The organism is Anaerosalibacter massiliensis (assembly GCF_024623155.1).
Classification (GTDB): domain Bacteria; phylum Bacillota; class Clostridia; order Tissierellales; family Sporanaerobacteraceae; genus Anaerosalibacter; species Anaerosalibacter massiliensis.
In genome coordinates, this window is record NZ_JANJZL010000008.1 from 1 (window position 1) to 11,788 (window position 11,788).

The 11,788-nt window shown below is 31.1% G+C and carries 13 protein-coding genes; all 13 read left to right on the top strand.

Features of this window, described 5'->3' with window-relative positions; translation table 11 throughout:
- The first annotated feature begins 177 nt into the window (after nucleotides 1–177).
- Nucleotides 178–564 (top strand): 3-aminobutyryl-CoA ammonia lyase, encoded by a 387-nt coding sequence (gene kal / locus NSA23_RS11175; protein ID WP_042678771.1) that lies wholly within the window; start codon nucleotides 178–180, stop codon nucleotides 562–564.
- A 45-nt stretch (nucleotides 565–609) separates the two neighbouring features.
- Nucleotides 610–1,431, top strand: a complete 822-nt coding sequence (gene kce, locus NSA23_RS11180; protein WP_042678770.1) for a 3-keto-5-aminohexanoate cleavage enzyme — start codon at nucleotides 610–612, stop codon at nucleotides 1,429–1,431.
- A 134-nt stretch (nucleotides 1,432–1,565) separates the two neighbouring features.
- The gene (locus NSA23_RS11185) at nucleotides 1,566–3,662 is read left to right on the top strand and encodes a methyl-accepting chemotaxis protein (RefSeq protein ID WP_042678769.1); all 2,097 of its coding nucleotides are present in this window, start codon (nucleotides 1,566–1,568) and stop codon (nucleotides 3,660–3,662) included.
- A gap of 128 nt (nucleotides 3,663–3,790) precedes the next feature.
- Nucleotides 3,791–4,450 (top strand): hypothetical protein, encoded by a 660-nt coding sequence (locus NSA23_RS11190; RefSeq protein ID WP_042678768.1) that lies wholly within the window; start codon nucleotides 3,791–3,793, stop codon nucleotides 4,448–4,450.
- A 48-nt stretch (nucleotides 4,451–4,498) separates the two neighbouring features.
- Complete coding sequence (locus tag NSA23_RS11195; protein WP_257490551.1) at nucleotides 4,499–5,377, top strand: class II fructose-1,6-bisphosphate aldolase; 879 nt, start codon at nucleotides 4,499–4,501, stop codon at nucleotides 5,375–5,377.
- A gap of 13 nt (nucleotides 5,378–5,390) precedes the next feature.
- Nucleotides 5,391–6,038 carry a fructose-6-phosphate aldolase gene (gene fsa / locus NSA23_RS11200; RefSeq protein ID WP_257490552.1) on the top strand — a complete coding sequence of 216 codons (648 nt, stop codon included), beginning with the start codon at nucleotides 5,391–5,393 and terminating at the stop codon, nucleotides 6,036–6,038.
- A gap of 15 nt (nucleotides 6,039–6,053) precedes the next feature.
- On the top strand, nucleotides 6,054–7,022 hold the full coding sequence (gene glpX, locus NSA23_RS11205) for a class II fructose-bisphosphatase (protein ID WP_042678765.1): 969 nt from the start codon (nucleotides 6,054–6,056) through the stop codon (nucleotides 7,020–7,022).
- Nucleotides 7,023–7,130: 108 nt separating this feature from the next.
- Nucleotides 7,131–8,492, top strand: a complete 1,362-nt coding sequence (rho, locus tag NSA23_RS11210) for a transcription termination factor Rho (RefSeq protein WP_042678764.1) — start codon at nucleotides 7,131–7,133, stop codon at nucleotides 8,490–8,492.
- A 69-nt stretch (nucleotides 8,493–8,561) separates the two neighbouring features.
- The gene (gene rpmE / locus NSA23_RS11215) at nucleotides 8,562–8,762 is read left to right on the top strand and encodes a 50S ribosomal protein L31 (protein ID WP_042678763.1); all 201 of its coding nucleotides are present in this window, start codon (nucleotides 8,562–8,564) and stop codon (nucleotides 8,760–8,762) included.
- Between the two features lie 133 nt (nucleotides 8,763–8,895).
- On the top strand, nucleotides 8,896–9,846 hold the full coding sequence (locus NSA23_RS11220; protein WP_257490553.1) for a DUF1385 domain-containing protein: 951 nt from the start codon (nucleotides 8,896–8,898) through the stop codon (nucleotides 9,844–9,846).
- A complete protein-coding gene (gene prmC / locus NSA23_RS11225; RefSeq protein WP_042678761.1) occupies nucleotides 9,837–10,703 on the top strand; it encodes a peptide chain release factor N(5)-glutamine methyltransferase in 867 nt (288 codons plus the stop codon). The genes NSA23_RS11220 and prmC overlap by 10 nt, the downstream gene beginning before the upstream one ends.
- Nucleotides 10,704–10,715: 12 nt before the next feature.
- Nucleotides 10,716–11,249 carry a chromate transporter gene (locus NSA23_RS11230; RefSeq protein ID WP_042678760.1) on the top strand — a complete coding sequence of 178 codons (534 nt, stop codon included), beginning with the start codon at nucleotides 10,716–10,718 and terminating at the stop codon, nucleotides 11,247–11,249.
- Nucleotides 11,249–11,767 carry a chromate transporter gene (locus tag NSA23_RS11235; protein WP_042678759.1) on the top strand — a complete coding sequence of 173 codons (519 nt, stop codon included), beginning with the start codon at nucleotides 11,249–11,251 and terminating at the stop codon, nucleotides 11,765–11,767. The genes NSA23_RS11230 and NSA23_RS11235 overlap by 1 nt, the downstream gene beginning before the upstream one ends.
- Nucleotides 11,768–11,788 lie beyond the last annotated feature (21 nt).

The following is an 11,788-nucleotide window of genomic DNA, read 5'->3' on the forward strand; positions in this document are numbered from 1 at the left end:
AGTAGGAAAAGACATAGAAATGGTTATAGGCAATGGCTATACAAAAGGTCATGCAGAAATTTCACTACAAATTATGAGAGAGTCTAAAGCTCTAAGAGACATATTTGAAAAACTATATGCTTAATTATGTTATAATAAAAATGATTAAAAACTATTATTGAGTATGGAGGTATTTAAATGAAAGATGCAATGATAAGGATAAGAATGAGTGCAGGAGATGCACATTATGGTGGAAATCTTGTAGATGGAGCTAAGATGTTACAATTGTTCGGTGATGTGGCTACAGAATTACTTATTAGACACGATGGAGATGAAGGACTTTTTGTAGGATATGATGATGTGGAATTTTTAGCACCAGTATATGCAGGAGACTATATTGAAGCAGTTGGAAAAATAGTTAAGGTTGGAAATAGTTCAAGAAAAATGGAGTTTGAAGCTAGAAAAGTTATTAAACCAAGACCAGATCTTAATGATTCAGCATGTGATGTATTAGAAGAACCTATAGTAGTTTGTAAAGCATCAGGAACTTGTGTAGTTCCAAAGGATAAACAAAGAAATAAATAAGGTTTATTGAGAACGGATTAAATATTTATAGAGGAGTGATATCCTATGGATAAACTAATTATAACAGCGGCAATATGCGGAGCCGAAGTAACTAAGGAGAACAATCCAAATATTCCGTATACTGTAGAAGAAATTGGAAAAGAAGCAGAACAAGCATATAAAGCAGGGGCGAGTATTATACATCTACATGTAAGAAATGATGATGGTATCCCAACTCAAGATAAGGCAAGATTTAAAGCTTGTATGGATGAAATCAGAAAAAGATGTCCAGATGTAATAATTCAGCCATCAACAGGTGGAGCAGTAGGTATGAGTGATGAAGAAAGACTTCAACCAGTAGAGTTAAATCCAGAAATGGCTACATTAGATTGTGGAACATTGAACTTTGGTGGAGATGAAATATTTGTTAACACAGAAAATACTATTAAAAATTTTGGAAAAGTAATGATGGAAAAGGATGTTAAACCTGAAATAGAAGTGTTTGACAAAGGCATGGTGGATTTAGCTATAAGATATCATAAGCAAGGATTTATTAAAGCACCTATGCATTTTGATTTTGTACTAGGGGTACAGATGAATGCAGAAGTTAGGGATTTAGCATTTTTAGTAGATAGTTTACCAGCAGGTTCTACTTGGACAGTTTCAGGAGTAGGAAGATATGAAATGCCTATGGCAATGGCAGCTATAATAATGGGTGGTCATGCAAGAGTAGGATTTGAAGACAATGTTTATATTGAAAAAGGTGTTTTAGCTAAGTCAAATGCTGAATTAGTCGAAAAAGTAGTGAGAATGGCGAAAGAACTAGGAAGAGAAGTTGCAACACCAGTTGAAGCAAGAGAAATATTAGGTCTTAAGCCTTTAAAATAGTTTAATATAAGATAATATGTTAAAGGAATAATATCTTGTTATAATAAGGTATTATTCCTTTATTTTGTTTAATAATATTATTATTTTGTCGATATTATTAATGTTACATATTCTATTCAAGGGGGAGAAATTAGATGAAAAGTATAAAGTCAAAAATTGTTATTTTTTGTTGCATTATATGTTTAGTAAGTATTTTTGCAGTTTCTTTTATGAATTATAGAACATCCTCTAGACATATAATAGATGGACAACTTGGAAGTTTAGAAGAAGCAGGAAATAGGTATGGAAAAGAAATAGATGGTTGGTTAAGGGTACAAGGCAAAATAATTGAAGAAATGGAGCAAGATTTAAAGTATCAGGATAATCAAAAGGCTGATAAGAAGGATGACGAAAAAAATGAAAAAGATGAAAAAGATGAAAAAGATGAAAAAGATAAGAAGGATAATATTTATGGTCCAGAGTATTTATCTAAATACTTTAAATACAAAAATGATACAAATCCAGATATAATTGAATATTTCATGGGATTGCCTGAAGAAAATAAATTGGTTACTCATTTAGGGTATATACCAATACCAGATGATTATAATGTGAGAGAGAAAGATTGGTATATTAGGGCAGATGAAAGTAATGGCGTAGCTTTGTCTAAACCTTATGTAGATGTTGAGCATGAAAAAGTTGTAGTTACTATGGGTAAAGCTATAAAGGAAAATGGGAAAACAAAGGCAGTTCTTTGTTCTGATATATTTATAGATCATCTTATGGATATTACATCTAAAGCAAAGCCTTTAAAAGGCTCTAAAGGGTTTTTAATAGACGATGATGGGAATATTTTAGTTCATTATAATAAAGATTTCATGTATTCAAAGGAAAAAGGATTTACAAAAGCTACAGATGTAATGGGTAAGGAAATAGATAAGCTTATTAAAAATAAAGATGGAAAGAAAAATATAGAAATTATAAAAGATTATGATAATGTAGATAAATATTTTTTAACAGTCCCAATAGAATATTCAAATTGGACAATAGGTTTTTCTATACCAGTAAAAGAAGTAGAGCAACCTTTAAATTCAATGGTCACAAGGTCTTTAATCATAGGAATTATTTTATCAGTTATTGCAATAGTTTTCAGTTATATAATGGGAGGGAATATATCAAAACCTATTGTGAAAGCTACAACGTCTGCAGAAGCTATTGCTGATTTAAATATTAGTGAAGATATAAATGATGAATTTTTAAATATGAAAGATGAGGTAGGAGATCTAGCTAATTCATTCCAAAAGACTACTGATAGCTTAAGAACATTTGTAAAAGAAGTAGCTGAAAGTAGTGAACAAGTAGCTTCTTTCTCAGAAGAATTAGCCAGTACTTCTGAAGAATCTACTGCAGCACAAGAAAGTGTAGCCAGTTCATCTTCAGTAGTTTCTCAAGATAGTGAGAATTTATTTAATAAAGTAATAGGTATTATAACTTCTATGTCGGATATTAGTACAAATTTAGAAGAAGCTCTACAAAGAGGAGAAAAAATATCTGAATTGAGCCAATTTGCTAATGAAAAATCGGATATAGGAAGAGAAGATATTGGAAAAGCAATAAACAGGATGGAAAATATAAATTCTAGCACTGAAGAGGTATATACTTCTCTTAAAGAAGTAATGAACAGCTCAGATAAGATAAATGAATTTGTAGATATAATTCGCTCCATATCAGAACAGACTAATTTACTTGCATTAAATGCAGCTATTGAAGCAGCTAGAGCTGGAGATGCAGGCAAGGGTTTTACTGTAGTGGCAGAAGAAGTAAGGAAGCTTGCAGAAGAAGTAGGAGAAGCTTCTGATAAAATAAGCGATCTTATAGTCCAAAATAACAATATAATAAGTAGGACAAATAGTTTGGCAGAGGAAAATATAAAAAATGTAGAGGAAGGATTAGAAGTAGTAGGTACTACTAAGACTGTATTTGGAGAGATAACTGATTTGGTAAAGAACTTAAGTGGTGAAATGGATAGTATGACCAATTATCTAGAAGGGATAGTGGGAAAAGGCAATGAAATAATGAATTCATCTCAAAGTATGAAAAAAATTAGTGAGGATGTATCTTCTCAAATCCAAAATGTATCAGCAGCTACAGAAGAGCAAACAGCAGCTATGGAGGAAATTGCCTCTGCTAGTGAAAGTTTAGCCGAACTAGCTCAAGATTTGCAGAATCTTATTGCTAAAGTAAAATATTAAAAAATAAAGACAAAATTAGGTAGAAAGCATCATTTTTCTACCTAATAATTTTTTTAAAAGAAAAATCGACAAATAGAAGGATTTAAAAAGTTTATGAAGAATTTAAAAAAGTAGAGGAGGTGCTTAATTTGGTAATTTATGGGCATAGAACTCTACTTATAAGATGTAATACTTGCGGTAGAATAAAAATATATAATTTAAATATATTTAATATTCCTAGAAATGAAGAAGTAGAATTTAGGTGTAAATGTGGCCAAAAAAATGTATCCATAAAAACTACTGATTATCAAATTTATTGGATAAAGTTAAATTGTTTTGTATGTGGGCACAAACATATATATAGATATACTCTCAAAGAGTTATTGAGATGGGATAACACTATTTTTTGCATGGAAGATATAAAGATATGTTTTATAGGAAAGAAAGAGAATGCTAAAAGTTTGTTAAATGAACGGGAGATAAATTTTGAAAAATTGTTAACAGGTTCAGGATTTGATAATTATTCTAAAAACTTTAAAATATTAGTTGCTTCTTTGAATAAATTAGATAGATTAAGTAAAGATAGAAATATTAATTGTGATTGTGGAATTAGTAATATAATAATGGAAGTTTTTCTTGATAGAATTGAATTAAGATGTTTAAATTGCAATAGTATACAAATAATATATGCAGAGACAGAAGAAGATTTGGAAGTATTGCAAAAGAAAGAAAAGATAGTTATGCACAAGCATAATATTGTTTATATTGATTCTATAATTGAAAAAAACAAAAATACTAAGGAGAGATAATAGTGTAATAAGGCAAAAGATGATATAATAGAATTAGCATAATGATAAGTGGAAAATAAAAAGGAGGATTTTGACATGTTAGTTACAGGTAAAGAGATATTGCAGGATGCACATAAAAATGGTTATGCAGTGGGAGCTTTCAATATAAATAATATGGAGATAATCCAAGCTATTATAGATGCTGCTGAAGAAACTAGATCCCCAGTTATATTGCAGGCTAGCCAAGGAGGAATAAAATATGCAGGAATAGATTATATTTCTAAATTAGCTAAGGTAGCTGCTGAAAAAGCGACAGTTCCAGTAGCAATTCATTTAGACCATGGTACAGACTTTGACCAAGTAATGTTATGTATAAGGAATGGTTTTACCTCAGTAATGGTTGACGGTTCAAGATTTCCACTTGAAGAAAATATTGAATTAACTAAAAAGGTAGTAGAAATTGCTCATGCAGTAGGTGTATCAGTAGAAGCAGAATTAGGAAAAATAGGTGGTACAGAAGACCATATTAAAGTAGATGAAAAAGATGCTACTATGACAGATCCAGATGAAGCATTGAGATTTGCAAAGGAAACAGATGTAGATTATCTTGCTATAGCAGTAGGAACTGCTCATGGTGTGTATAAAGGAAAGCCAGAATTAGACTTTGATAGAATAAAAACTATAAAGAAAATGACAAATATGCCATTAGTACTACATGGTTCTAGTGGAGTATCCTATGATGATATTGAAAAGGCAGTTAGTCTAGGAATTAACAAAATAAATATAGATACAGATGTAAGAATGGCATTTGCAGATGCAATAAAAGAATTTATAAAGGAAAATCCAGATGAAATTGATCCAAGAAATATTTTAAAACCTGCTAGAGCCAATATGAGTAAGATTGTTGCAGAAAAAATGCGTGTCTTTGGTTCAGCTGGAAGAGCATAAAGGAGGAACTATAATGAAGCTATTTATTGATACAGCAAATATTGACGAAATAAGAGAAATAAATAACTGGGGAGTAATATGTGGTGTAACTACTAACCCATCACTAATTGCAAAAGAAGGTAGGGATTTTAAAGAAGTTATAAAAGAAATATCTAGTATAGTAGATGGACCTATAAGTGCAGAAGTTATTTCCCTTGAAAGTGATGGAATGGTTGAAGAGGCTAGGGAATTGGCTAGTATAAATGACAATATAGTTATTAAGATACCAATGACAAAAGAAGGTCTTAAAGCAGTTAAAATATTAAGTAATGAAAATATAAAAACTAATGTAACTTTAGTTTTCTCTCCAAGTCAAGCATTACTTGCGGCAAAAGCTGGAGCTAGTTATGTAAGTCCTTTTGTAGGTAGGATGGATGATATAGGAAATGAAGGAATAGATATTGTAAAAGACATAGTTGAAATATATAATAATTATGGTATAGAAACAGAAGTAATAGCTGCAAGTGTTAGAAATCCTATGCATGTACTTAGTGCTGCAAGGGCAGGTTCTCATATAGCTACTATACCTTACAATGTTTTTGAGCAAATGGTTAAACATCCTATGACAAATCTTGGAATAAAACAGTTCTTAAAGGATTGGGAAGGGGTAAGTCCAAAATAAGGAGTGGTTTATTAGATGGATAGGAATTTAGCTTTAAATTTAGTCAGAGTAACAGAAGCAGCAGCATTGGAAAGTGCTAGATATCTTGGTAGAGGCGATAAAATAGTAGCAGATCAGGCGGCTGTAGATGGAATGAGAAAGATGTTTGATACAGTGAATATTGATGGAAAAGTGGTAATAGGTGAAGGAGAAATGGACGAGGCACCAATGTTGTATATTGGGGAACAGATAGGAAAGGCTCAAAAGGGATGCCCTGAAGTGGATATTGCAGTAGATCCGCTAGATGGAACTACATCAGTAGCTAAGGGTCTTCCAAATGCATTATCTGTGGTAGCAGTAGCCCCTAGAGGATGTCTTCTTCACGCACCAGATATGTATATGGATAAAATAGCAGTGGGACCAAAGGCAAAAGGTTCTATAAATATAAATGCATCTGTAGAAGAAAATTTATTCAATGTGGCAAAAGCTTTAAATAAAGATATTTCAGATTTAACTGTTACTGTGATAGACAGGCCAAGACATGATAAGCTTTTAAAAAAAATCAGAGAAACAGGAGCTAGAATTAAATTATTTAGTGATGGAGATGTAGCAGCAGCCATAGCTACATGTTTCGAACATTCTGGTGTAGATGTACTTATGGGAATAGGTGGTGCACCAGAAGGGGTAATAGCAGCAGCAGCTTTAAAATGTATGGAAGGTGAATTTCAAGGAAAGTTATATCCTATGAATGATGATGAAAGAAAAAGATGTGAATCAATGGGAGCAAATGTGGATAAAATATTGACTATGGAAGATTTAGCTAGTGGGAATCAGATATTGTTTGCAGCTACTGGTATATCAGATGGTGAACTTTTAAAAGGTGTAGTATATTATGAGAGTAATATGGCTAGGACTTATTCTGTAGTTATGAGATCTGAAACAGGTACTATTAGATTTGTAGAAGCTCTTCATAAATTAGATAAAAAACCTGAATATGCTAAATAAATTCCTGTAGGCTACTACAGGAGTTTCCCTTTCCTTTTTCTATCTTATTTTCCTATATAGTTTATTTCTGAATGATATAGTTTTTAAATATTGTGGAGGTGGATTTGTTTGACCCAAGTAGAATTAGAGGGTAAAAAAATTACAGAGCTACGTGATATTGCTAAAGATTTGGATATTAAGAGCCCTTATAAGTACAAAAAAAGAGAGTTGATAGATATGATAAGTGCCAAGCAGAATTCAAAAGAAGCAGAGAACTGTAAGAAATCGTATAAACCAAAGAATAATGTAAAGCTTAAGGACATAAATACATCAGCCTTGCCAAATAAAATTACAGAAGAATTAGAGCAAATGGATGATATCAATGCAGCAGAGGGAATTCTAGAAATCCATAATGATGGATATGGCTTTTTAAGATGTGATAATTATCTTTCTGGAGATGAAGATATATATGTATCCCCTTCTCAGATCAGAAGATTTAAACTAATGACTGGGGATAAAATATATGGTATAACGAGGCCCCCAAAACAAGGAGAAAAGTATAAAGCCCTTCTATATGTAAAAAGCGTAAATGGTCTAAATCCAGATACAGCACCTAAAAGACCAGATTTTGATACTCTAACTCCTATATATCCTAGAGAAAGATTAAATCTTGAAACAATTCCCCGAGAACTTTCTACGAGAATGATAGATTTGATGGCTCCTATAGGAAAAGGCCAAAGAGGTATGATAGTTTCCCCACCTAAAGCTGGAAAAACTACTCTTCTAAAGAAAGTTGCCAATGCTATTTCTATTAATCATCCAGAGATGGAAATAATAGTACTTTTAATAGATGAAAGACCTGAAGAAGTCACTGATATGAAAAGATCAGTAAAAGGTGATGTAGTATATTCTACTTTTGATGAGCTTCCAAAACATCATACAAAAGTAGCAGAAATAGTGCTTGAAAGAGCAAAAAGACTTGTGGAACATGGGAAAGATGTAATAATACTTCTAGATAGTATTACAAGACTTGCCAGAGCTTACAACTTAACTATTCCTGCAACCGGCAGAACCCTTTCAGGAGGATTAGATCCAGGTGCATTACATAAACCAAAAAGATTTTTTGGAGCAGCAAGAAATCTAGAGGAAGGTGGAAGTTTAACTATATTAGCTACTGCATTAGTTGAAACAGGCAGTAGAATGGATGATGTAATTTTTGAAGAATTTAAAGGGACAGGAAATATGGAGATTCATTTAGATAGAAAACTTTCAGAAAAACGAATTTTCCCTGCCATTGATATAAACAAATCCGGTACTAGAAGAGAAGAACTTCTATTAAATCAAAAAGAACTTGAAACTATTTGGGGTATAAGAAAAGCCTTAGGCAATTCCCCTACTCAAGATGTGACAGAAACTATAACAGAAGACCTTATGCAAACTGAAGATAATAATACTTTCATAGAGATTATGAGGAAAAAAATTTGGTCTTAAGAAGTTGAAATAGATACTCTATTGTGCTATAATATATGAGTTGAAATGTGTAAAAGAGAGGTGAGCATCGTGAAAAAAGAAATACATCCAGAATATTACGAAGCTACAGTACATTGTGCTTGTGGAAATACATTTAAAACTGGTTCAACTAAGAAGGAATTGAGAGTTGAAGTTTGTTCAGAATGTCATCCATTTTTTACAGGCCGTCAAAAGTTTGCTGAAAAAGGTGGACGTGTTGAAAAATTCAAGAAAAAATATGGTTTGGAATAAATGTTTCTTAATAATAGGTTAGATGCTTATATCTAGCCTTTATTTTTGTCTAAAATTAGGTAAAATATGAAAATTGTATCCAATAAATTTTATATGGTATAATAACTTTATAAAAGATTTGGAGGGTTTTAAATTGAAAATAAAAGATATAAAAAGGATTCCAAAACATATGACTACTATTGGAGGGCAAGCTGTTATAGAAGGAGTCATGATGAAAGGACCTAAAGATATAGCTATAGCAATAAGAAAGCCAGACAATGAAATAGAAATCAAAAAAGAAAAAATAGATAATATAGCTTCTAGAAATAAACTTTTTAAACTACCCTTTATAAGAGGAATAGTTGGATTAGTAGAGGCAATGATTGTAGGAACTAAGACTTTAATGTATTCAGCAGAATTTTATGAAGAAGATATAGAAGATGAATCTGAAAGTTTTTTTGAAAAAGTCTTTAAAGATAAATCTGAAACTGCCGAGATAATTTTTTCTCTATTATTTTCATTATTAATAGTAATAGTAGTATTTATGGCAGGGCCTATGTTTTTAACAAGTTTAGTAAAAAAAACTGTAAAAAGCCCTATAGTTTTAAACCTTATAGAAGGGTTAATAAGGATAATATTTTTCTTAATATATGTAATAATTATTTCAAAAATAGAAGATGTAGGAAGAGTTTTTGAATATCATGGTGCAGAACATAAAACAATTCATTGTTATGAAAATGAAGAAGAATTAACAGTAGAAAATGTAAAGAAATATCCTATATTACATCCTAGATGCGGCACTAGCTTTTTATTTATGGTAATGATAGTAAGTGTTTTGGTACTATCTTTATTTGGATGGCCAAATCCAGTTAAAAGGTTTCTAATAAGGCTTCTCATGCTTCCTATAATAGCGGGAATATCTTATGAAATAAATAAAATTATAGGTAGGAGTAATGGAATATTTGCCTATATACTATCCTATCCTGGACTTATGCTGCAAAAAATTGCTACAGTTAGAGAACCAGATGATGAGCAAATTGAAGTAGCCATTGAAGCATTGAAAGGTGTTTTAGTAAAGGATAAGGAGGATGATTTGTGGAAATAAATGAACTTTTAAAATTAGGAGTTAAAGAATTAGGAAAGAGAGAATATTTAGATCCTATATCTGAATCTATAATTATACTATCTTATCTACAAAATGTAGATAAAAGCTATATTTATACACATGGTAATGAGGAAGTTAATAAGGAAATTGTGGATAAGTTTTTAGATTTCATAGAAAAGAGAAAAGAAGGTTGGCCTTTAAGTTATATTTTAAAAGAAAAAGAATTTTATGGTCTGAATTTTTATATAGAAGAAGGAGTCCTCGTTCCTAGGCCAGATACGGAAATATTAGTTGAATGGATTATAAATAAGGTAAATGAAGAATTTAAAAATGAATATTTAGATATAGTAGAATTAGGTACTGGAAGCGGTTGTATAGCCTTGACTCTTGCATATTATTTAGAAAATATAAAAGTCTTTGCAGTGGATATAGATGATAAAGCTTTAAAAGTAGCTAAAATAAATAGAGATAAATTCAAACTAAACAACAAGGTAAAATTCTATAAAGGAGATTTATTTAATGGAATAAAAACTTTACAATTGGAAGGAAAAGTAGATATAATAGTATCAAACCCTCCATATATACCTACAGAAGATATATCTAAACTACAAATAGAAGTAAGAGAACATGAGCCTAAAAATGCATTAGATGGAGGAGAGTCAGGATTTTCATATTATGAAAAAATAGTACCAGATAGTAAAGAATATCTAAAAAGAGAAGGGATATTAGCAGTTGAAATAGGTTATGATCAAGGCACTTATGTGAAAAGATTGTTCAATGAAAATGGATTTAAGGATATATATATAATAAAGGATTTTCAAGGATTAGATAGAGTAGTAGTTGGAAGAGTGCCATAAAGGGGGAATATTATGTACTTTGAAATGTTTAAAACTTTTTTTAAGATAGGGGCTTTTACTATTGGTGGTGGATATGCTATGGTTCCACTTATTCAAGATGAAGTGGTAGAAAAAAAAGAATGGCTTAGTGATGAAGAATTTGTTGATATATTGGCAATAGCTGAAGTAACACCAGGACCTGTGGCAGTAAATACAAGTACTTATGTAGGATATAAATTAAAAGGTGTAAAAGGTTCTATTGTCTGTACATTAGGTACCGTTCTGCCTTCTTTTTTAATCATACTTTTAATTGTAACATCCCTTTGGAAATATAGAAATAATGCTATAGCAGAAAAAGCATTTTTAGGAATAAGACCAGCAGTAGCAGCTTTAGTTTTCTCAGCAGTATATAAAATTGGAAAAGGTATGAATGTTAATAAATATATGTTAGCCATTGGCTTAATTACAGTTTTGGCTGTAGTTGTATTCAATGTAAGTCCAATAATTATAATACTTGTAGCAGCCTTTGGCTCTATAGGATACTATAAAAATAGGGAGAAGAAATAATGGAATTATTAAAACTTTTTTTATCATTTTTAAAAATAGGAGCTTTTACGTTTGGTGGTGGATATGCTATGGTTCCACTTATTCAGAATGAAGCAATAGAGGTTCATGGCTGGTTAACTAATAAAGAGTTTATAGATATATTAGCTATAGTAGAAATGACTCCAGGACCTATTGCCATAAATTCTGCTACTTTTTTAGGATACAAAGTAGGAGGAATTTTAGGTTCTATATTGGCAACTACTGCTGTAGTACTACCTTCCTTTGTGATAATAATTTTAATAGCTCATTTTTTATCAAAATTTAAAGATTCACCCTATGTAGATTGGGCTTTTATAGGTATAAGACCAGTAGTTTTAGGACTTATCATATCAGCAAGTATTAGTGTAGCAAGAAATGCATTTATAGATTTTAAGAGTGTTATAATAGGAGTGGTACTATTTTATTTAATATCTTTTAAAAACATTCATCCTATTTTATCCATTGTATTGGCAGGAGTAGCAGGAGTATTACTTTTTTAGATTATGAGTGTATTTATATAT

What these genes read in the sequence shown, in the direction of transcription:
- kal (WP_042678771.1), top strand. Translation starts at nt 178, where the DNA reads ATGAAAGATGCAATGATAAGGATAAGAATGAGTGCAGGAGATGCACAT.
- kce (WP_042678770.1), top strand. Translation starts at nt 610, where the DNA reads ATGGATAAACTAATTATAACAGCGGCAATATGCGGAGCCGAAGTAACT.
- NSA23_RS11185 (WP_042678769.1), top strand. Translation starts at nt 1,566, where the DNA reads ATGAAAAGTATAAAGTCAAAAATTGTTATTTTTTGTTGCATTATATGT.
- fsa (WP_257490552.1), top strand. Translation starts at nt 5,391, where the DNA reads ATGAAGCTATTTATTGATACAGCAAATATTGACGAAATAAGAGAAATA.
- glpX (WP_042678765.1), top strand. Translation starts at nt 6,054, where the DNA reads ATGGATAGGAATTTAGCTTTAAATTTAGTCAGAGTAACAGAAGCAGCA.
- NSA23_RS11230 (WP_042678760.1), top strand. Translation starts at nt 10,716, where the DNA reads ATGTACTTTGAAATGTTTAAAACTTTTTTTAAGATAGGGGCTTTTACT.
- NSA23_RS11235 (WP_042678759.1), top strand. Translation starts at nt 11,249, where the DNA reads ATGGAATTATTAAAACTTTTTTTATCATTTTTAAAAATAGGAGCTTTT.